Origin of the sequence: Pseudonocardia sp., from assembly GCF_025465255.1 — a bacterium.
Taxonomy (GTDB): Bacteria; Actinomycetota; Actinomycetes; order Mycobacteriales; family Pseudonocardiaceae; genus Pseudonocardia.
The window spans coordinates 23,792-44,090 of the sequence record NZ_JAODNI010000075.1 but is presented as its reverse complement, the minus strand read 5'-3'; the positions used below and the strand labels follow the sequence as shown (position 1 = coordinate 44,090).

The following is a 20,299-nucleotide window of genomic DNA, read 5'->3' as shown; positions in this document are numbered from 1 at the left end:
CAGGGTCAGCCCGGCGAGGACGCGCACGGCGGTGGACACCCGGGCAGTCTGCAACCCCGGGCCCGCAACAACGAGCGTGGCGGGTAAGGCGTCCCCTCCTGGATGCGTAGGGGCGATCGCGGCCTACCCGGGACCGGCCGGTGGATACGAGATACTCCGTCCGCCGCGAATTCACTATGGTGAACGCCGATCGAGGGAGTGGCATGCCGGACAACGAACGTCCTGTGGACCTGCTGGTGAACGGCCTGCGTGCCCGGATCGCCCAGGAGAACAAGGTGATCGTCGCTTTCTCGGGCGGAGCGGATTCGGCTCTGCTGGCGGCGGTCGCGGGCGAGGTCCTCGGCGAGCGGGCGGTGGCGGTCACCGCGGTCTCGGCGAGCCTGCCGGTCGCCGAGCGGGCTGCGGCGCGCGCGTTCACGCGGCAGCGGGGCCTCGCGCACATCGAGGTCTGCACGGACGAGCTGGACCGGCCGGACTACGTCGCGAACCGGGGCGACCGCTGCTTTCACTGCAAGAGTGCGCTGTTCGACGCGCTGGCCCCGATGGTCACGCTCTCCGGGGCCGTCGTCGCCCTCGGCACGAACACGGACGATCTCGGCGACCATCGCCCCGGGCAGCGAGCCGCGGCGGAGCGGGGCGCGATCATGCCGATGGTCGACGTGGGGCTGAGCAAAACCGACGTCCGGCGGATCAGCCGCGCGCTGGGACTCGTCACCTCGGACAAACCGGCTGCCGCCTGTCTGTCCTCCCGGATCGCCTACGGAGATCCGGTGACCCCGGAGGCCTTGGCGCGCATCGAGTCCGCGGAGGCGGCGCTGCACCGCCTCGGCTTCCCGGTGTGCCGCGTGCGCGCGCACGCGGCCGGCACCGTGGCCCGGGTCGAACTGCCGTCGGAGGACCTCGCCCGCGCGACGGCGCTCGGAGCCGAGATCGACGGGGCGGTCCGCGGCGCAGGGTTCGACTTCTGCGCGCTGGACCTCCAGGGCTTCCGGAGTGGCCGGATGAACGTGCTGCTCGGCCTGCCCCCGGTCCCCGCGGCACCCGTTCCCGCAGCGAGGTGACCGGCACGAACGGGACGGGTCCGGGGTTCGACGACCTCGGGTACGCCCGGCCCGACGTCGGCCGCGAGGAGCGGCTCGGCGTCCCCGAGGTCGTCTACGGGCCGGGCAAGACGGTCGAACACGTGGTGGGAGTCGTCCGGAGCCTGCTGGCCGCGAACACCGGACCCGTGCTGGTCACCAGGATCGAGCCCGGCGACGCGGCGGCCGTCGCGGCGCAGGTCCCCGACGGGCGGTACGACGCGGAAGCTCGGCTGCTGGTCTGGCGGCCCGCACACACGGGGACGTTCCGCCTCGTCGTGGTCACCGCCGGCACTTCCGACGCACCGGTGGCAGCCGAGGCCGGCGCCGTGGCGACGGCGCTGGGGCTGGCGGTCCACCGGATCTCCGACGTCGGGGTCGCCGGCCTGCACCGGTTGCTCGCGGTCCGATCGGAGCTGGCCGCCGCGGACGCGCTGATCTGTGTCGCCGGGATGGAGGGCGCGCTGCCCAGCGTGGTCGCGGGCCTCGTCGCCTGCCCGGTGATCGCCGTGCCCACGTCGGTCGGGTACGGCGCCAGCTTCGAGGGGATCACCCCGCTTCTGACCATGCTGTCGTCGTGCTCGGCCGGGATCACCGTCGTGAACATCGACTCGGGCTTCGGAGCGGCCATGGCGGCGCGGCGGATCGCCGGGACGGTCGCTCGATGATCCTGTGGCTCAACCCTTTCAGCGGGATCTCCGGAGACATGTTCCTCGGCGCCCTGTTCGACCTCGGTGCGCCCGTCGAGGGGGTCCGGGAGGCGGTCGGCGACACCGGGCTCACGGGCTGGGCGCTCGACGTCGAGCAGGTGTCCCGCGGTGCGCTGACCGCCGCGCGGGCACGGGTCCGCGTCACGGACACGGCCACGGAACGGTCCGCAACGGCGCTGCTGGAGATGGTCGGACGCGCCCGGCCCACACCGGTCGCCGCGCTGGCCACCCGGGCCGTCCGCGCGATCGCCGAGGTCGAGGGCCGGCTGCACGGCGTCCCGGCGGCGGACGTCCATCTGCACGAGATCGGCGGCACGGACACCGTCGTGGACACGGTCGGGGTGGCGGCGGCGCTGCATCTGCTCGGCGTCCGCGAGGTGCACTGCGGACCGCTGGCGATCGGCGCGGGGACGATCTCCGGGAGCCACGGTGTCCTCCCGCTGCCGGCACCCGCCACGGCGGCCCTGCTGGCCTCGGCCGGTGCGCCGATCGAGCCGAGCGGCGCCCCCGGGGAAACCGTCACGCCGACCGGTGCGGCGCTGCTGCTCGCCGCCGGAGCGCGGTTCGGTCCCGTTCCGGCCATGACGCTCGGCGGGGTCGGGTACGGCGCGGGCGGCCGGGACGTCCCCGGGCGGCCGAACGTGCTGCAGGCCCTGCTCGGGCGCGGCGCGGAGGCGGGAACCTCCGTTCCCATGGTCCTGCTGGAGACCAACGTGGACGACGTCACCGGCGAGACCCTCGGCCACCTGCTCGACCGGCTGCTGGCCGCCGGCGCCGCGGACGCCTGGATCACCCCGATCGTGATGAAGAAGTCCCGGCCCGCGCACACCGTGCACGTCCTCGTGGCGCCGGAGCGCGTCGCCGAGTGCGAACGGCTGGTCCTCGCCGAGACCGGGAGTCTCGGGCTGCGCCGCAGCCCCGTCGACCGGCTCGCGCTGCCCCGGAGGACGTCCACGGTGGAGGTCGACGGGCACCCGGTGCGGATGAAGTGGGGCCCGTGGGGCGGCAAACCCGAGCACGACGACCTGGCGGCCGCAGCCGACGCGCTGAGGCTCCCGCTGCGGGAGGTGGCCGAGCGCGCCCGGCGCGCCGCCGGTTCAGCCGGTCCGAGCCCCGACGACGATCTCGACCTCCGGCGGTGACGCGAGCGTCCTGGTGACGTAGCAGACCCGTTGCGCCGCGGTGATCAGCTCGGTCAGCGCTTCGTCCCGGGGCTCCGCAGCGTGCACCGTGATCCGGAAGGCGTCGAACCGTGGGCCGTCGTAGTGTCCCGTGACGTCCACCTCGAGGCCGGACAGCACCACATCGCGCTTGCGCGCGGTGTAGGCCAGCGCGAGCGTGAAGCACGACGCGATCGCCGCCAGCAACAGTTCCGTGGGCTGTGGTCCGGTCCCGCCGCCGCCCGCGGACGCCGGCTCGTCCGCCTCGATCTCGAAGCCGCCCGCCGACACGACGGCCCGGAGGCCGCCGTCCCATCGGGCCTGCACGCTGTTCTCCGTTGCTCCCATACCGTTCTCCCTGCTGGTTCGTCCGGTGCAACGGCTGTGCAACCGGGAGGCGCAATAGTGCGCTGGATCACCTGTTCGTCTGTCCGAGGGAGCTGTCGATGACGACCATGGCCCCGCCCCCGCTGCACCTGCTGACCTGCCGTGACACCTGCCCGTCCGCGTCGGTGTCCGCGGAGCACCACCGCCGGCTGCTCACCGTTGACACCGATCCGGACGAGATGCTCGCCCTGATCGAGCTCGCCGTGACCTGGCACGAACTGGACTACTCCGGGATCCCGGTCGTCGGGCCGGCCGAGTGGCTGACGTTCGCCGAGCGCCACGTGTGGAGCCGCCCCGAGCGCGCCGAGATGGTGTTCGGTCTCGCCGTCGACATCGTCGGGCGTGGCGCAGCCGGCCCACCGCCGGCGAGGCGCGAGGCGGGCGCGATCGCCGAGTTGGTCCGCCGGTGACACCCTCACGTTTCCGATAGTAGAGGAATATCTACTTTACGATCTAGGGTGGTGTCGTGCCGGAACCCGACTTCCTCGATCTGCCGGACCGCGGGGCCAAGCCTCGAGCGGTGGGGCTGACCCATGTGATCGATCCGGGCGCCGGGCCCGTGGTCGTCACGGACCTGCTGGACTCCGCTGCAGCGCACATCGACATCTGGAAGATCGGGTGGGGCACGGCCTACGTCGACGCCACCCTCGCCACCAAGCTCGCGCTCGTCACCGGCCACGAGATCGCCGTCTGTCTCGGGGGCACCCTGCTCGAGATCGCGTGGGCCCAGGGCCGGGCCGGGGAATGCCTGGCCTGGGCCCGCGACTCGGGATTCGACCGGGTCGAGGTGTCCCGCGGCACCGTCGCGATGACGCCGCAGGAGAAGCGCGAGCTGATCCGGCGGGCAGCCCGGGACTTCACGGTCCTCGCCGAGGTCGGCGAGAAGGCGCCGGGGGAGCAGAACGCGGCCCGGTACTGGCCCGGCGAATGCCTCGCGGACCTCGACGCGGGTGCTTCGCTCGTCGTCACGGAGGGGCGGCAGAGCGGCACCGTCGGGACGTTCGACCACACCGGGCGCGTCCGCGCGGACGTCGTCGAGGCCGTGGTCGCGGCCGTCGGTGTGGAGCGCGTGGTGTTCGAGGCGCCGATGGCGAGCCAGCAGGCCTGGTTCATCCGCCGGTTCGGTCCGGAGGTCAACCTCGGCAACGTCGCGTTGGCCGACGTGCTGTCGGTGGAGACGCTTCGGCTCGGCCTCCGCTCGGACACCGCCGTGGCGACGCGGCGGGACACGGCCGAGACGGCGTGATGAGGTCCGGACCCAACCTCGTCCCGAACCGGTATCGCGGCGTCTCCGTCGCGACGATCCCCGCGGACGTCCCGCTGGACGAGGAGGGGCTGCGCGGGCACCTGCTCGGCCGGGACGCCTACCGGCGCACCCGGTTCGTCGTCTGCCGCCGGGATCCCGCCGTCCCCGGCCCGACCGCGTTGGTGCACGTCACCCGCGCATCGGACACGGAGCTGTTCTCGCCGGTCGTCGGCGTCGAACTGTTGGCCGGGCCCGAGCGGTGCACCTATGTGGTCGAGCCCGAGGCGGACACCGGCATCCCGTCGGTGCTCGCCGCGGTGGCCCGGGAGCGTGCGCCCCGCTCCCACGCGGTGGTGGTCCAGGGTCGGTACGAGCACGTCAACTTCATCGTGGACCCGCGGCCGTTGCGCCTCGTCGTCCGCGAGGTGGTGCCGCCCGAGCCGGCCAAGCTGGCCGACCAGGTCCGTCGGATCATCGCCGTCACGGAGACCCTGCCGCCGATCGAGGTGGTGCCGGAGCTGACCCGGCTCGCGGACCTGGCCGAGTTGTCCGGGAACCCGCCGGGGGCGCACTACCTGCTGCCGTGCCGGGGGGCCGGGGGCGAGGTGCCGGGGTCAACGGTGTCCTACCTGGACGAACACCCCGAACGTGCGGACTGGACGCTGCTGGGCTGCGAGCGGTCCCGCATGATCCATCACTGGTTCTACGGCGAGGACCCGCCGCGGGTGGACTTCTGCCCCAAACAGGCGGTGCTCGCCGGCGGCCGACCGGCCGACCTCACCCTCACCAAGTGCTGCCTGCAGGAGGAGCACGTGGACGCCGGCGACGGGTGGGTGTGCGTGCCGTGGGGCTCGTCGCTCGACCACATCCGGGAGGCGCTCGCCCGGCTGGTCGCGCAGGAGGAGCCCGTGTGGCAACCCGTCTGAGCTCCTCCGGTCTCTACTCCCACCTATGGGGGACCACCGAGTCCGCCGCGCTCTTCGACGAGCACGCCATGATCCAGTCCTGGCTCGACGTCCTGGCCGCCCTCGCCCGGGCGCAGGCCGCACTCGGCATCGTGCCTGCTGAGTCTGCGGACGCCATCACCGCCGGCGCCCGCGCCGAGGCCCTCGACCTGGACTACGTGGCGGAGCAGACCCGGGTCACCTCGCACTCCACCCTCGGGCTGATCCGGGGGCTGCTCCGGGTGCTGCCGGAGGAGGTGCGCGAGCACGTCTACGTGGGCGCGACGGTGCAGGACGTGACGGACACCTGGTTCGGCCTCGTGATGCGCGACGTCGGCCGGATCGTGTGGCGGGACCTGCGCGCCTGTGAGGCGCGGCTGCTGGAGCTCGCCGCGGAGCACCGCGGCACGGTGATGGCCGGCCGCACGCACGGCCAGCCCGGCGCGCCGATCACCTTCGGGTTCAAGGTCGCGAGCTGGGCGGACGAGGTGCGCCGCCACCTCGACCGGCTCCGCGACGGCCGGGAACGCTGGCTCGTCGGCCAGCTCGGGGGCGCAGTCGGCGCGCTGGCGTTCTTCGGTGCCGACGGGCCCGAGCTGCGCCGCCGGTTCTGTGCCGAGGTGGGGCTCGGGGACCCGGGCATCTCCTGGCTCACCTCGCGGGACCGGATCGCGGAGTTCGCAACGGTGCTCGCGATGGCCTGCGGCACGCTGGCGCGGATCGGCACGGAGGTCTACGAACTGGCGCGGCCCGAGATCGGCGAGCTCGCGGAGGCCGCCCCGCCCGGCGCGGTCAGCAGCATCACCATGCCGCACAAGCGGAACCCGGAGGGCAGCGAGCATCTCGACACCCTGGCCCGGCTGGCCCGCTCGTCATCGGCGGTACTGGTCGAGGGCATGGTCGCCGGGCACGAGCGAGACGGGCGGGCCTGGAAGGCCGAGTGGATCGCGCTGCCCGAGGTCTGCCAGCTCACGCTGGTCGCGTTGCAGCTCGGCCGGGGTCTGCTCGACGGGCTGGAGGTCCGGCCCGAGGCGATGGCCCGCACGGTCGACCGGTTCGGTCCGGCGCTGGCGTCGGAGCGCGTGCTCGCCGGGCTCGCCGCGCGGATCGGCAAGCACCGCGCCCAGCAGGCACTGCACGAGATCCTCCGGGACGAAGGTTCGCCGGATCTGGCCGAGGCGCTGGCGGCGCGTGGGCTGGCGACCGCCGAGGACGTCCTGCGGTGGGGGACCGGTGCCGCGGTGGACGCGGCGGCCGGGATGGTGGACACCGTGTTGGCGCGGGCGCACGCCGCCCGCGCCGCGGAGTCCGAGGACTGGGCATGACGGATCTGCCCCGATTCCCTCTGGCCGTCCTCCCGACACCGCTGGTAGGCGCACCACGGCTGGAGCGCGCCCTGGGCTGTGGTCCGCTGCTGGTGAAGCGGGACGACCTGATCGGCTTCGGTGCGGCGGGCAACAAGACCCGGCCGCTCGAGTACCTGCTGGGCGCGGCGCGCGCGCAGGGCGCGGACGTCCTGGTCACCGGCGGTGGCCCCGGCTCGAACTTCTGTCCGGCCGCCGCGCTCGGGGCACGGGCCGCCGGGCTCGACTGCGAGCTGGTGGTGTGGGGAGATCCGGCCGGTGCGCCGAACCTGGCCCTCGCCGTCGCGGCGGGGGCCCGGTTGCGCCCGACCGGCGGGACGGACCGTGCGGCCGTCGACGAGTTGGTGGAGAAGCGTGCCGCCGTGCTGGCCGGAGAGGGCCGGCGGCCGTACGCGGTGCCCCGGGGCGGCTCGACGGACCTCGGCGCCGTCGGGTTCGCGACCGCGGCCGCGGAACTCGCCGAGCAGCTCGGTGCGCCGGCCGTCCGGCCGGCGGCGATCGTTCTTCCCGTCGGCTCCGGTGGCAGCGTCGCCGGGCTGCTCGCCGGGCTCGCCTCGGTGATGCCGGAGGTACCCGTCGTGGGGGTCTCGGTGAGCCGCCCCCTCGACGACGTGGGCCGGCACGTCCTCGACCTCGCCGGGCGCTGTGCGGAGCTGCTCGGTGGCCCGGCACCGCGGCCGGGGCAGCTCCGGCTGGTCGACGGACGGGGTGCGGGCTTCGGCACGGTCTCGCAACTGGAGCGGGACCGAGCCCGGCTCGCGCTGCACACCGAGGGCTACCTGCTCGACTCGACCTACGGGGCCGAGGCGTTCGCGGTGGCGGTCGACCTCGCGCTCGAGCACCCCGACGGGCCGGTCGTGTGGTGGCACACCGGCGGCCAGATCCCGGCCGCGACCTCGCTGCTCGCCACCTCGGTCACGGCCGGGTCGCCCACAGGAGAGGAACGTCCATGACGGGCAGTACCGGAACGGGACGCCGCCGGCGGTCGGAGGGTTTCCCGCAGACCGGCCCCGCACAGGAGCTGATCGAGTCCGGCTTCGCCCTGGAGAACGCGGACGCGGGCTTCCTGCACCGCGGGCTGAACCTGGCGGATGTCGCGCACGTGCTCGATCTCGCCCGCCGCGGGATCGTGCCGCCCGAGGCCGAGCGTGCGCTGCTCGCGCTGCTGCTCGACGTCGTCGAGATCCCTGCGGAGGACTTCGACTACGACCCGACCTACGGCGAGCCGTACAACTCACGCGAGCGTTACTTCGTCTCCCGCATCGGGGACGTCGCGGGGTGGCTGCACGCGGGCCGGCCGCGGCGGGAGGCGGCGCGGGTGGCGCTGCGCCTGCACCTGCGCCGCCAGCTGACCGAGTTGGTCGAGGAGGCCGTCGGATTCGCCTCGGACGCGGTCGACCGGGCCGAGGAGCACGCGGCCACGCTCCTGCCGGACCAGACCTACCTGCAGCAGGCTCAGCCGTCGACGTTCGGGCACTACCTGCTCTCGTTCGTCTACTCCACCGTGCGCGACGCCCGACGGCTGCTCGACGAGCTCGACCGGCTGAACACCAGCCCCGGCGGCGCGGGCTGCGTCAACGGCACGCGGCTGCTGGAGGACCGGGACCCGATCGCCGCGGCGCTGGGGTTCGACGGCGTCATCCCGCACACCCGGGACGCGATGTGGCAGGTCGACGGGCTGATCCACATCCTGGCCACGGTGGCGAGCCTGCTGTCGAACTTCTCGAAGCTGGCGGAGGACCTGGAGATCTTCTCCTCCAGCGAGTTCGACTTCGTGGATCTCGCGGACGCCTACAGCCGCTCCAGCATCCTGATGCCACAGAAGCGCAACCCGTACGCGCTGGCGATCGTGCGTGGGGCGTCGGGGGTGGTCATCGGGCGGCTCACCGGCTTCCTCGCGGTGACGAAGAGCCCGTCCGCGCGCAGCGACAACCTCATCTTCGCCTACGGCGAGGTGCCGCGGGCGCTGGACCTGAGCCTGCAGATCACCCGGCTGATGGCCGGGCTGACGCGGACCCTCCGGGTCAACCCGGACCGGATGCGGGAGGAGCTGGACCGGGGCTACACCCAGGCCACGGATCTGGCCGAGCACCTCGTGCAGCGGCTGGGTGTGGACTACCGGACGGCGTACGTCGTCGTGGGCAACACCGTCCGGGCGGCCAGCCGGGGCGGCGTCCCCGGCACCGCGATCACCGGCGCGATGATCGACGAGGCGGCGCTCGCCCACACCGGCCGGACCTGGGGGCTCGCAGGGACGGACCTGGCCGACATCCTGGACCCGCGGCAGATCGTCGCCTCCCGGCGGGCCGAGGGCGGGGCGGCCCCGGAGGCACTGGCAGCCATGGTCACGGACCTACGGGGCACGCTCCGCGCGCTGGCGGACGAGGCCCTCGCCCGCAGCGAGGCCTTCGACCGTTCCGAGCAGGCCCTGCTGGACAGGGCGCGCGACGCGGTCTCGAGGGTGGCTGCCGCCGGTGTCACGGCTCCGGGACCGTGACGGTGATCAGCTCGGCGACCGTTCGCCCGCCGTTGGTGAAGCGGTGGTCGTGGCGGGTGGGGAAGTGCAGGGCCTCGCTGGCGCCGAGGTCGTGGGTCTCGTCCGCGACCACCACGGAGACGCTCCCGGCCAGCACGACGAGCAGGCACTCCCCGGGCCGCCGCGCAGGCCGGTGCTCGGCGCCGGGTTCGAGACACAGAACGGTGCCGGTGCTGCGGAAACGCTCGGCCGGCCCCGTGAGGGTCACCGGCTCGGCCGAGTCCACGCCACGCCAGCGGGTGCGGACACCCAGCGGGCCGGCGTCGGAGTCCTCCACGAAATGCCGGATCGGCACCTCGAGCGCTCCGGCGATCTTGAGCAGGGTGGTGACCGTCGGGACCATGTCTCCCCGCTCCACCTTGTGCACGGACGCCGCCGACACGTCCGCGGCGTGCGCGAGCTGCTGCAGCGTGAGTCCGCGTTCGCGGCGGAGCGCCCGGACCTTGGGTCCGATGGCGTCGACCACGAGCTCCCAGCCCGCCTGCGTCCCGTCCCGCGTCTCCACGGGGGCTCCTCCGCCCGGAGAGGTGGCGGACGAGCGGGCGGAAGTGGGCATCACGGTCTCCTCAGGTGTTTGACAGGACAGGCCCGTTGAGTATGGTAAAAATCAATATCGGATAGTAAACGTGGACTGGGTCGACCCAGCCTAGACCGGGAAGAGGGCTCCGACGTGTCAGCACGGTCGACAGGACGACGTAGGACAGTCGTCATCGGAGGCGGAGCCGCGGGGCTCGGGTCGGCCGGCGGGGTCAAGGCCTCCGACCCGGATGCCGACGTCGTCGTCTACACGCAGTTCGAGGACGTCGCCTACAGCCCGTGCGGGATCCCCTACGTGCACGGCGGGGAGATCGAGAGCTTTGACAAGCTGATCCTGGCCGGCAAGCAGGCGTACGTCGACGCCGGGATCGACGTCCGGTACGAGACCGAGGTGACGGCGATCGACACCGGCGCCCGGACCGTCACGGTCACGGGCGAGGGCACGGTCGGCTACGACAACCTGATCATCGCCACCGGGTTCGACTACGCCGACCCGGGCGTCCCCGGAGGGGACCTCGGTGGCCTCTACTACGTCAAGAACATCCGCCGGGCCGCGGAGTGGGACAAGGTCATCGAGGAGACGAAGCGGGCGGTCGTCGTCGAGGCGGGGCCGCTGGGTCTGGAGATGGTCACGGCGCTCGCCCACCGGGGCGTCGAGACGCACCTGATCGACCCCAACCCGTACGCGCTCGCGATGATGGCGGACCAGGACATCATGGCGCCCGTCGAGGAGTCCTGGCGCGAGCTCGGGGTGCACCTGCACTTCAACACGACGCTCGAGGCGTTCCTCGGTGACGCGGACGGTCAGGTCCGGGCCGTGGCGACGTCCACCGGCGAGATCGCCGCGGAGCTCGTCGTCGTCGCCACGCACAAGACGCCCAACAACACCCTCGCCGCCGCGGCCGGGCTGAAGCTCGGCTCCACCGGCGGGATCATCGTCGACGAGCGGATGGCCACCTCGGCCCCGAACGTCTGGGCCGCGGGCGACGCCGTCGAGATCCCGCACGGCCTGACCCGCACCCCGCTGCAGGGGCTGACCGGATCGCACGCCTACGCCCAGGGCAAGACCGCCGGGACGAACGCCGGTGGCGGGGACCGCGCCTACCGGGCCGTCTACGTCCCGTGGGGCACGCCGGCCGGCAAGTGGGTCATCGGCGGGGCGTCGTTCGGCGAGGCCACAGCCACCGCGCTGGGCATCCCGTACGTGCTCGGGGTGGCCGAGGGCATCTCGCGGGCGCGCTACTACCCGGGCGTCAAGAAGGTGAAGGTCAAGCTGCTCGCCGAGCCCGGCACGCTGCGGCTCATCGGCGCCCAGATGATCGGCGGCGGCGAGGGCATCAAGGAGCGCGCGGACTTCCTCGCCCAGGCGATCCGGTTCGGCATGACGCTCCACGACCTCTCGACCATGGAGAACGTCTACTCGCCCGCGATCGGCGCGCTCAACGAGCCGATCGTGGTGGCCGCGACCAACGGGGTCGCCGAGGCCGCGAAGACGAAGGGCTGACCCGATGGCCTCCTCGTCCGCCGGGTTCTTCGGCTGGCTCCGCCGCAACTCCGAGCACCACCTGCTGATCGCCGCGCACGAGAAGCTCGCGCGGCGTGACGGCACGCCGGGTCCGCGCCCGCCGAAGGGTCTCGTGGAGATCTTCTGGCGCCGGGTCTTCGCGCCGGTCTACGGCGTCCTGCCGTGGCCGGTGCGCAGCCGGATCATGAAGGCCATGCCCGGCAGCCACCGCAAGACGTGGGCACCGCCGCCGCGCTCCCAGGGCCCGGCCGTCTGACCCTCGACCGTCACCACCACTGAAACAAGGAGGGCCACGTGGCTCAAATCATCGGTGAGCGCGCGAACACGGGCGACGCGATCGTCGACTACGAGGACAAGAAGTACGACGACATCCAGGCCAACGAGGGCGAGAAGGCCTACATCTTCATGCACACCGTGCCCTACGAGGGCTCGGTCGGCCTGGTCAACATGCTCACCTGCACCCGGATCAACCGGAAGGGCTTCGACACCACGCTCGTGCTCTACGGCCCCGGCGTGCAGATGGCCTCGGCCACCCGCGGATTCCCGACCGTCGGCGCCGAGGCCTTCCCCGGGCACATGGCCTACAACAACCAGCTGCAGACCTTCATGAAGGAGGGCGGGAAGGTCCTGGCCTGCCGCTTCGCCATGGCCGCGCTCTACGGCATGCGCGAGACGGACCTGATCGAGGGCGTCCAGGCCATCCACCCGCTCGACGTCCTGGACTGCACGCTCACGGCCCGTCGCGAAGGCGCGCTCGTCATGCAGACCTGGACGCTCTGACGCGTCCACCTCGAGGCGGGGTGGGGCACGCCCGCCCCGCCCCGCCCCGTCTCCCGTACCACTCCGACCGAGGAGTCCCGATGGAGCTCGTCGCCGAGACCCAGGAACCGGACCCTGGCCCGCCGCCCGTCCGGTCGCCGCGGTGGCGGGGCTCCGCCGAGTCGCTCTTCCCCGCGCTGATGTGCGATCCCGACGGCTACACCGACGCCGTGCGGGTGATCGGCGAACTCACCGCCGCCCTGCGATCCTCGGCCGCCGGACGGACCGGGCTCGCCCTCGCGGTCGCCGATCCCGTCGACTTCCTGGCGTCGCACCGGATCAAGGGCTCCCGCTCGGTCCCGGCGGCCCTCCTCGTCGGGGTCGCCTGCGAGATCCGCGAACGCGAGCTCCCGCCCGAACCCGTGGAGCGGACGCCGGCACCGGACGGGTGCCGGATCGTCCACGAAGGACCGGAGCGCGCGGCGCACCACGCCGTCCGTGGCCAGGTCTTCGTCCAGGAGCAGGGCGTCTTCGACGGCGCCGACGTGGACGCCCGGGACACCGCTCCGGCCACGCTCCACGTCCTCGCCACGGTCGGCGGCGAGCCGGCCGGGTGCGTCCGTCTCTACCCGCTCCACGGACCCGAGGACAGGACGGGGGACTGGCAGGGCGACCGGCTCGCCGTGCTCGCGGAGCACCGCACCGGCCACGTCGGCGCCGAGCTCGTCCGCTTCGCCGTCGCGACCGCCGGCGCGCGAGGTGGAAGTCGCATGATCGCCTACGTCCAGCCCGTGAACGAGCGCTTCTTCCGCAGGCTCGGCTGGAGCGTCGTCCAGGAGTCCGTCTCCTACGTCGGGCACCCGCACGTGCTGATGGACATCCCGCTCACCGCCGGAGCCTGAGCCGCCGCCGGCTCAGTGGCCCGGGTCGAGCCGGACGGCCAGCCGTCCGTTCGCGACGAACCCCTCCCGGATCTCGGCGGGCAGGGACGCCGCCATCCGGTTCAGGGCCCGGCGCCGGTCGGCGTGCGTACCCACCTGCGCCACCACGAGGTCCGACCCGATCGACGCGGCCATCCGGGCCGCCTCCTCGGGGCGACCGAGGTGGCTCAACGCCAGAGCCTGGTATTTCGGGGAGGAGAACCGGCGCGCCTCGTCCAGCAGTGCCTCCGCCACGTCCGGCTCCCAGCGTGCCCGCATCTCCAGCAGCCGCATCGCGGCCCGCGGCCGGAAGGGCAGCGACTGGTCCAGCATCGGGGCCGCCTCCTCGACGGCCGCCGCCGCGTCGTCCGGGCGGCCCAGCATGAGGTCGCAGTCCGCCAGCGCGAGCTGCGCGTGCAGCTCCTGTTCCAGTTCCAGCGCTCCACCGCCCTTGCGAGCCAGCTCCACGCCCCGCTCCGCGTGCTCCCGGGCCCGGTGCACCTGGCCGAGCTCCTGCCACAGCCAGGACGTCGTGGTCTCGATCCCGGCACGGTAGAACTCGATCTTCTCCGCGTCGATCAGCCGGCGAGCGGCGTCGAGAGCGCGCAACGCCCCGGCGAGGTCCCCGGAGTCCCCGCGGGCGAGGGCGGTGAAGAACAGGGTCTGCAGCAGCGGCCGGAACTCGGCGGTGCGCCGGCACAGCACCACCGCCCGGGCGAGCAGGCTGCGGGCCTCCGCGAACCGGTCCTGGTGCTGCAGCAGCGCGCCGCGGTAGGCGAGTGCGAGTGCGGTCGTCGTGTCCCCGGGATCGGTGGACAGGACTCGTTCGTAGGCGTGGCCCGCGCCCGCGTAGTCCCCGTCCCAGTGCCGGACCCGGCCCAGCAGCAGGGTGGCGGTGGGCAGCGCACCGGGCGCCGCGGCGGCGGACTCCGCGAGCTCGGTGGCCTGCTCGGCGAAATCCACGGCGACGAGCGCGTCCCGCGCGTAGAGCGCGGTCCAGCCCAGCTGCTCCAGGGCCCGCGCCTCCAGTTCGAAGTCCCCGACGTCCCGAGCGAGGGTGAGCGTCGCCTCGTGGTCCGCCCGGGCCTCGTCGTAGCGGCCCAGGTCCGAGAACGCCTGGCCGCGGCGCAACAGCGCGGTGGCGATCTGCTGCTCGTCCCGGCCGGCCCGGGCCGTCTCGACGGCGAGGCCGAGCACGTGCACGGCGTCCGTGTGCGCGAACGCGAGATGGGCGGCGTCGGCGGCGGCCAGCCAGGCCGCCGCCGCGCCGCGCATGTCCCCCGCGGACACGAGATGTCGGGCGGCCGCCTCCGGCCGTCCCTCCCAGAGCGCGGCGATCCGGCGGTGTCTGCTGATCCGTACCGGCTCCGGAACGGCCTCGTAGGCGACCTGGCGGACGATGTCGTTCGCGAAGCGGAAGTACTCCCCCTGCGCGCCGAGCAGCCCCGCCCGCAGCGCCCGGCTGGCGCCCTCCTCGGCCTCCTCCACCCCGATCCCGCTGAGCGCGGACACGTCCTCCAGGGCGAACGTGGTCCCGAGGACGGCGCCGTGGCCCAGCAGGAGCGAGACCTCCGGACCGGCGTGCGCGATCCGCTCCGCCACGGCCTCGCGCAGCGACGGCGGGACCGCGGGATGATCGCCCCCGCCGCCCAGGCCCGGGTGCCGGAGCAGCTCGGTCAGGAAGAGCGGGGACCCTCCCGTCCAGGCGTACAGCTGTTCCGGGTCCTGGCCGGTACCGGCCCGGTCGACGAGCTCGGCCACGGCGTCCGGACCCAAGGGACCCAGTGCGAGCCACTCGACGCTGTCCCGCAGCGGCGCCGTGACCAGCGGGTCCTCCGAACTGCGTTCGGTGAGCAGCACCATGATCCGGCTGCCCTGCCAATGACCGGCGAGCAGGTGCAGGCCCTCGATCGTCTGCTGGCCGGCGTGCTCGAGGTCCTCGATCACCAGCAGCAGCGGGCGACGGCCGCTCAGCCGGACCAGGAACCCGCCGAGCGCGTCGAGGCTGCGCCGGTGCTCGAGCTCCGGCCCCGCCGGTTCGTACGCGACCGGGCCGACCACGTCCCCCAGTTCCGGCAGCAACGCGGTGAGCGTGCCGAGCCGGGTGCCGGCCAGCTCGCGCACGTTCGTCGCCGCGAGCCGGTCGACGACCGAACGGACGGCCTCGACCAGCGGCTGCAGGTACAGCGTGCGCTCGGCTTCGAAGCACCCCACCCGGACGACGAGCCCGCCGGTCCGGCGCGGTTCGGCGGCGAACGCGTCGACGAGGGTGGTGCGGCCCATGCCGATCTCGCCGGTGATCACGGTCATCGAGGGCGTGCCCGCGACCGCCGCGGCCCACCGGCCGCGCAGGGTGGCCAGCTCGGTCTCCCGGCCGACGAGCGGTGCGCCCGGGGCGGTCCCGGCCTCGGTCTCGGCGGTGGTGACGGCGCCACTGGGCAGCCGCTCCGCGGCGGGTGCCGCGGTCTCCGCGCGCATCACGGACAGGAACACGGACTGGGTGCGGGGCGACGGGTCGCTGCCGAGATGCTCGGCGAGCGCCGTCCTCAGCGTCCGGTAGACCACGAGCGCAGCCGCGGAACGGCCGGCCCGCTGGTGGCCGAGCATCGCGAGCCGGCAGGCCTCCTCGTCGAGCGGGTCCTCCCGCAGCGCCGCGGCGGCGACCTCGGCGGCGATGTCGTCCGCGCGCAGCTCCAGCGCGGCGGAGCTCCAGCAGATCCGCGCGCGCCGCAGGTACCGGTCGACGGAGTCCCGCAGGCCCCGGACCCAGGTGTCGTCGCGCTCGCCGGCGAGCGGGGTGCCCGCGTCCAGCAGCTTCGCGGCCTGTTCGGCCCCGGCGGACGCGATGCCGAAGTGGCCGCGGGCGAGCTCGAACTCGGCGGTCTCGAGGAGATCGACCGCCTCCCGCACGTCGACGTCGACGAGCTCGGGCACCAGCCTGTAGCCCGCGGCGGAACCATCGATGGCATCCCGGCCCAGAGCCCGGCGCAACCGGCTGACGAGCGCGGCGACATTCCGGGCGGCGCCCTCGGGGGGATCGACCTCCCAGAGGGCGTCGACCAGGTCAGCGGTGGGGACGAACTCTCCGCACCGCTCGGCGAGCACGGCGAGGACACGCTGCGCCTTGCCCGGTGGCACCGGGGCGAGCAGGGGGCCCTCCACGTCGAGGGGGCCGAGCAGACGTACCCGCAGGGCCGTTCTCACCTGCCGGACTCTAGCCGGTCGGGGTGCTCCCGTGAGGTGGTCCCGGCACTGTCGTCGAGGTCCATGGTTGTCTACTATAGTTAATTCTTGTATCGCATCATGAATTTTCCCGGAGGTAGGTGTCCGTGACCAGGACCGCCGTCGTCGCCCTCGGTGGCAACGCACTCATCCGCAACGGCCAGGCCGGGACCCACCTGGAGCAGATGTCGAACGCCCGCGCCATGGCGGCCGCCGTCTGCCGGCTGCGCGATGCGGGCTGGGGCGTCGTGCTCGTCCACGGGAACGGCCCCCAGGTCGGGAACCTCGCGATCCAGCAGGAGGAGGGGGCGGGCCGGGTGCCCGAGCTCCCGTTGTTCTGGCTCAACGCGATGACGGAGGGCCAGCTCGGCTGCCTGCTGGTCCTGGCGATGCACGAGGCGGGCCGAGGTCGGCTGCCGGCGGTCGTGTCCGTCGTGACGCACGTCGTGGTGGACCGCGCCGATCCCGCGTTCATCGATCCCTGCAAGCCGATCGGACCCTTCCTCGAGGAGTCGGTGGCGCGACAGCTCGCCGACGAGCGCGGCTGGCACGTCGGTGAGGACTCCGGCCGCGGGTTCCGGCGTCTCGTGCCGTCCCCGGAACCCGGCCGGATCGTCGAGCTGGAGTCGATCCGCTCGCTCGTCGACGGCGGCGCGATCGTGATCGCTGCCGGGGGCGGCGGGGTGCCCGTGGTCGAGGACGGCCCCGCACTGTGCGGGGTCGACGCGGTCATCGACAAGGATCTCGCCGCCCAGCGGCTCGCGACCTCGCTCGGCGCGGACGCACTCGTCCTGGTCACCGACATCGCCCAGGTGATGGTCGACTACGGCACCCCGTCCGCGCGGCCGCTCGGCGACGTCACCGCGGACGAAATGCAGGCCTACGCGGACGACGGCCAGTTCCCCGCGGGGAGCATGGGGCCGAAGGTCCGGTCGGCGGTCCGGTTCGTCCGCGACGGCGGCTCCACCGCCGTGATCACGGACGTCGAACTGATGGTGACGTCCCTCGCGGGCGGCAGCGCGCCGGCGGGGACCCGGCTCCGCCGCTCGCCGGCCGTGCCGTGCGAAGCAGGTGTCTCGTCGTCGCCGCGGCAGTCCGCGGCCGTCAACCGGTCAGGAGCCGTCTCGTGATCCACTCTCTTCGGCTGTATCCCGACACCTACGTCGACTCCGTCGTCCAGCTCTCCGGGACCCGCGCGCTGCGGGCCTCGGACGGCGTGGACTGGGCCGCCGCGGCGATGGCGACGCCGGCCAACCTCGAGGAGCTCGGGGCCCAGGGCTTCGCTCTCGCCGAGGTCGACGGGGCGGGTCCGAACGACCTGTTCGTGGCCGTGCGGGCGGAGTCCGCGGAGTCCGCGGACGCCGCGCGCGAGGCGGGCGAGCAGGCGATGTTCACCGGCCGCGGCGACGGGGCCGGCGGCGAGGACGCCCGCGAGCGCTCGCCGCGCACCCTCGGCGAGGCCGTCGCCAGGCAGCCTGGGTCGAACGTCGCCGTGATCTCCGTCCCCGGCGACCATGCCGGCCTCGAGGCGCACAAGGCACTGAGCGCCGGTCTGGACGTGCTGCTGTTCAGCGACAACGTGTCGGTGCAGACCGAGATCGAGCTGAAGGACCGGGCGAACCGGCTCGGCCGGCTGGTGATGGGCCCGGGTGCCGGGACGGCGATGCTGGGACACACCTGCCTGGGCTTCGCGAACGTCGTCGGCCGCGGGCGGGTCGCCGTCGTCGCGGCGGCCGGTACCGGGGCCCAGGAGGCGGCTGCGCTGCTCGACCGGTGGGGCGTCGGCGTCTCCCACGTGATCGGGCTCGGCGGCCGCGACCTGACCGCCGCCGTCGGCGGCCGGATGGCCCGCTCCGCGGTACGCGGGCTCGTCGAGGACGCCGACACGGACGTGATCCTGCTGGTCTCCAAGCCACCGGACGCCGACGTGGCCCGCGCGGTCGTCGAGGCGGCCGCCGGTAAGCCGCTGGTCGCCGCGCTGATCGGGGTGGCGGAGGACTTCGTGGCCCCGGACGGGGTCGTGGTGACGCGGACCCTGGAGGCCGGGGCGGTGGCCGCCGTCGCCGCGATGGGGAAGCAGGCGCCGGACCCGGCCGCGGGCCTCGCGGCCCTGGTGCGCGACGCCGCCGGATCCCTGGGGCCGGAACGCACGCTCGTCCGCGGCCTCTTCTCCGGCGGGACGCTCTGCTACGAGTCCCTGGTCGTGCTCGCGGACGTGCTCGGCCCGGTGCACTCCAACACCCCGCTCCGCTCCGGGCTGGGCCTGCCCGCCCCGGACGGCGCGCACACCTGCCTCGACCTGGGGGAGGAGGAGTACACGAATGGCCGACCGCACCCGATGATCGACGCAGAGGCCCGGATCGAGCTGCTCCGCGAGCAGGCCGCGGACCCGTCGGTCGCCGTGATCGTCCTCGACGTGGTGCTGGGGCACGGTGCCCACGCGGACCCCTCCTCCGAGCTGGCCCCGGTCTGCGCCGCGATCACCGAGGACGGCGGTCCGGCGGTGGTGGTCTACGTCCTCGGCACCGACGGGGATCCGCAGGGGTACGAGCGGCAGCGGCGCGGCTTCGCCGACGCGGGCTGCGTCGTCACCGAGACGGCGGCGCGGGCCTCGTTGGCCGCAGCGGCGATCGCGCTGCGGAAGCCCGAGCTGACCTCGGTGTCGCTGTGACTCCCGACGCCGCGCGGGTCGTTCTCGTCACGCACTCGACGAAGCCGCGCGGCGGGTTCGTGCACACCCTCGGCCTGGCCGAGGCGCTGCACCGGCAGGGACATCCGGTACACCTCGTCGCGCTCGGCGATCCGTCGGCGGCCCTGTTCCGGCCGACGGACGTGCCGCACACCGTCCTCCCGGGGCCGACGAAGACCGGCACCACGCTCGACGAGCGGGTCTTCGCCGCGATCGACACGCTCGAGGCCGGGCTGGCGGAGCTGCCCGGGCGGGTGGACGTGCTGCACGCCCAGGACTGCATCGCCGCCCGTGCCGCGGCCCGGGTCCGCGACGCGGGCCGCCCGGTGACGGTGGTGCGCACCGTCCACCACGTCGACGACTTCACGACCCGCGCACTGGTCGACTGTCAGCGCGCCGCCATCCGCGAACCGGACGTCGTGCTCGTGGTGAGCGAGCAGTGGCGCGGGATCCTGCGCGACGAGTACGGCCGTACCGCCGAGGTGGTCCCCAACGGCGTCGATCTCACCCGGTTCCCCGCCCCCGCCGAAGCGGCGCGGCTCGCGCTGCGGGAGCGGATCGGGGCCGGGCCGGACGCTGCACGCGGGCGGTTCGTGCTGCTCGCCGTCGGCGGGATCGAGCCGCGCAAGGGCACGCTGCACGCCTTCCGGGCGTTGGGCAGGCTCAAGGCCGAGGGGCTCGACCCGGTGCTCGCGATCGTCGGCGGGCACTCCTTTCAGGACTACACCGCCTACCGGGACGCGGCGCTGGCCGCGCTGCCGGGCCTGGGGCTGACCCTGGGCGAGGACGTCGTCCAGCTCGGCACGGTGAGCGACGCCGAGCTGGCCGGCTGGTACCACGCCGCGGACGCGCTGTCGTTCCCCTCCGTGAAGGAGGGCTGGGGCCTCGTCGTGCTGGAGGCGCTCGCCGTCGGTCTGCCCGTCGTGGCCTCGGACCTCCCCGTGTTCCGGGAGTACCTGACGGACGGGCGGAGCGCGCTGCTCCCGGCAGTGGCCGACGAGGTGGCCCTGGCGGCCGCGATGCGACGGATGGTCACCGACGAGCCGCTGCGGGCGCGGCTCGTGGCGGGCGGCCGCGAGATCCTGCCGCGCTACACATGGGAGGCCAGCGCCGCCCGGCACCAGGCGGTCTACGCGGGAGTGCGGCGAACGGCGCCGGCCCTCTGAATCCCCTGACGACGTTCTGAGCAACGGAGAAGGCCGCCGGTGGGAACCCACCGGC

19 protein-coding genes are annotated in these 20,299 nt (G+C 73.8%); 16 read left to right on the top strand and 3 right to left on the bottom strand.

Annotated elements, in window-relative coordinates:
• The first annotated feature begins 203 nt into the window (after window positions 1-203).
• From larE to larC, 3 genes are read left to right on the top strand one after another with little or no spacing between them, the layout of a single operon-like run.
• On the top strand, window positions 204-1,061 hold the full coding sequence (gene larE / locus JWP64_RS07830) for an ATP-dependent sacrificial sulfur transferase LarE (RefSeq protein ID WP_297493965.1): 858 nt from the start codon (window positions 204-206) through the stop codon (window positions 1,059-1,061).
• On the top strand, window positions 1,058-1,747 hold the full coding sequence (gene larB, locus JWP64_RS07825; protein WP_297493963.1) for a nickel pincer cofactor biosynthesis protein LarB: 690 nt from the start codon (window positions 1,058-1,060) through the stop codon (window positions 1,745-1,747). The genes larE and larB overlap by 4 nt, the downstream gene beginning before the upstream one ends.
• A complete protein-coding gene (gene larC, locus JWP64_RS07820) occupies window positions 1,744-2,931 on the top strand; it encodes a nickel pincer cofactor biosynthesis protein LarC (protein ID WP_297493961.1) in 1,188 nt (395 codons plus the stop codon). Before larB ends, larC begins: the two co-directional genes overlap by 4 nt.
• Here the strand turns inward: larC and JWP64_RS07815 are convergent.
• On the bottom strand, window positions 2,887-3,297 hold the full coding sequence (locus JWP64_RS07815) for an OsmC family protein (protein WP_297493959.1): 411 nt from the start codon (window positions 3,295-3,297) through the stop codon (window positions 2,887-2,889). The genes larC and JWP64_RS07815 overlap by 45 nt on opposite strands.
• 98 nt (window positions 3,298-3,395) lie before the next feature.
• Here JWP64_RS07815 and JWP64_RS07810 point away from each other — a divergent pair, with 98 nt between their 5' ends.
• The 6 genes from JWP64_RS07810 to argH are packed head-to-tail and all read left to right on the top strand — an operon-like array spanning window position 3,396 to window position 9,387.
• Window positions 3,396-3,746, top strand: a complete 351-nt coding sequence (locus tag JWP64_RS07810; RefSeq protein WP_297493957.1) for a hypothetical protein — start codon at window positions 3,396-3,398, stop codon at window positions 3,744-3,746.
• Window positions 3,747-3,802: 56 nt separating this feature from the next.
• Window positions 3,803-4,582, top strand: a complete 780-nt coding sequence (locus tag JWP64_RS07805) for a phosphosulfolactate synthase (RefSeq protein ID WP_297493955.1) — start codon at window positions 3,803-3,805, stop codon at window positions 4,580-4,582.
• The gene (locus JWP64_RS07800) at window positions 4,582-5,508 is read left to right on the top strand and encodes a hypothetical protein (RefSeq protein WP_297493954.1); all 927 of its coding nucleotides are present in this window, start codon (window positions 4,582-4,584) and stop codon (window positions 5,506-5,508) included. Before JWP64_RS07805 ends, JWP64_RS07800 begins: the two co-directional genes overlap by 1 nt.
• Entirely contained in the window at window positions 5,493-6,851 is a 1,359-nt protein-coding gene (locus tag JWP64_RS07795) for an adenylosuccinate lyase family protein (RefSeq protein ID WP_297493952.1), read from the top strand. Before JWP64_RS07800 ends, JWP64_RS07795 begins: the two co-directional genes overlap by 16 nt.
• Window positions 6,848-7,843, top strand: a complete 996-nt coding sequence (locus JWP64_RS07790; RefSeq protein ID WP_297493950.1) for a pyridoxal-phosphate dependent enzyme — start codon at window positions 6,848-6,850, stop codon at window positions 7,841-7,843. Before JWP64_RS07795 ends, JWP64_RS07790 begins: the two co-directional genes overlap by 4 nt.
• Window positions 7,840-9,387 carry an argininosuccinate lyase gene (gene argH, locus JWP64_RS07785; RefSeq protein WP_297493948.1) on the top strand — a complete coding sequence of 516 codons (1,548 nt, stop codon included), beginning with the start codon at window positions 7,840-7,842 and terminating at the stop codon, window positions 9,385-9,387. Before JWP64_RS07790 ends, argH begins: the two co-directional genes overlap by 4 nt.
• Here the strand turns inward: argH and JWP64_RS07780 are convergent.
• Window positions 9,368-9,931: a helix-turn-helix domain-containing protein gene (locus JWP64_RS07780; RefSeq protein ID WP_297493945.1), complete on the bottom strand. Its 564-nt coding sequence runs from the start codon at window positions 9,929-9,931 to the stop codon at window positions 9,368-9,370. The two genes, argH and JWP64_RS07780, sit on opposite strands and share 20 nt — an antisense overlap.
• A gap of 165 nt (window positions 9,932-10,096) precedes the next feature.
• Here JWP64_RS07780 and JWP64_RS07775 point away from each other — a divergent pair, with 165 nt between their 5' ends.
• The 4 genes from JWP64_RS07775 (at window position 10,097) to JWP64_RS07760 (ending at window position 13,149) form a co-directional block, all read left to right on the top strand.
• Window positions 10,097-11,467 (top strand): FAD-dependent oxidoreductase, encoded by a 1,371-nt coding sequence (locus JWP64_RS07775; RefSeq protein ID WP_297493943.1) that lies wholly within the window; start codon window positions 10,097-10,099, stop codon window positions 11,465-11,467.
• Between the two features lie 4 nt (window positions 11,468-11,471).
• Window positions 11,472-11,744 carry a hypothetical protein gene (locus JWP64_RS07770; protein WP_297493941.1) on the top strand — a complete coding sequence of 91 codons (273 nt, stop codon included), beginning with the start codon at window positions 11,472-11,474 and terminating at the stop codon, window positions 11,742-11,744.
• 38 nt (window positions 11,745-11,782) lie between these two features.
• Window positions 11,783-12,268, top strand: coding sequence for an MSMEG_0572/Sll0783 family nitrogen starvation response protein (locus JWP64_RS07765; protein ID WP_297493938.1), 486 nt, complete (start codon window positions 11,783-11,785; stop codon window positions 12,266-12,268).
• Window positions 12,269-12,348: 80 nt separating this feature from the next.
• Window positions 12,349-13,149 (top strand): MSMEG_0567/Sll0786 family nitrogen starvation N-acetyltransferase, encoded by an 801-nt coding sequence (locus JWP64_RS07760; protein WP_297493936.1) that lies wholly within the window; start codon window positions 12,349-12,351, stop codon window positions 13,147-13,149.
• A gap of 12 nt (window positions 13,150-13,161) precedes the next feature.
• Here JWP64_RS07760 and JWP64_RS07755 read toward each other — a convergent pair whose 3' ends face one another.
• The gene (locus JWP64_RS07755; protein ID WP_297493934.1) at window positions 13,162-16,371 is read right to left on the bottom strand and encodes an AAA family ATPase; all 3,210 of its coding nucleotides are present in this window, start codon (window positions 16,369-16,371) and stop codon (window positions 13,162-13,164) included.
• Between the two features lie 125 nt (window positions 16,372-16,496).
• Here JWP64_RS07755 and JWP64_RS07750 point away from each other — a divergent pair, with 125 nt between their 5' ends.
• The 3 genes from JWP64_RS07750 to JWP64_RS07740 are packed head-to-tail and all read left to right on the top strand — an operon-like array spanning window position 16,497 to window position 20,244.
• The gene (locus tag JWP64_RS07750; protein ID WP_297493932.1) at window positions 16,497-17,519 is read left to right on the top strand and encodes a carbamate kinase; all 1,023 of its coding nucleotides are present in this window, start codon (window positions 16,497-16,499) and stop codon (window positions 17,517-17,519) included.
• Window positions 17,516-19,060 (top strand): protein FdrA, encoded by a 1,545-nt coding sequence (locus tag JWP64_RS07745; RefSeq protein WP_297493930.1) that lies wholly within the window; start codon window positions 17,516-17,518, stop codon window positions 19,058-19,060. Before JWP64_RS07750 ends, JWP64_RS07745 begins: the two co-directional genes overlap by 4 nt.
• A complete protein-coding gene (locus JWP64_RS07740) occupies window positions 19,057-20,244 on the top strand; it encodes an MSMEG_0565 family glycosyltransferase (RefSeq protein ID WP_297493928.1) in 1,188 nt (395 codons plus the stop codon). The genes JWP64_RS07745 and JWP64_RS07740 overlap by 4 nt, the downstream gene beginning before the upstream one ends.
• Window positions 20,245-20,299 lie beyond the last annotated feature (55 nt).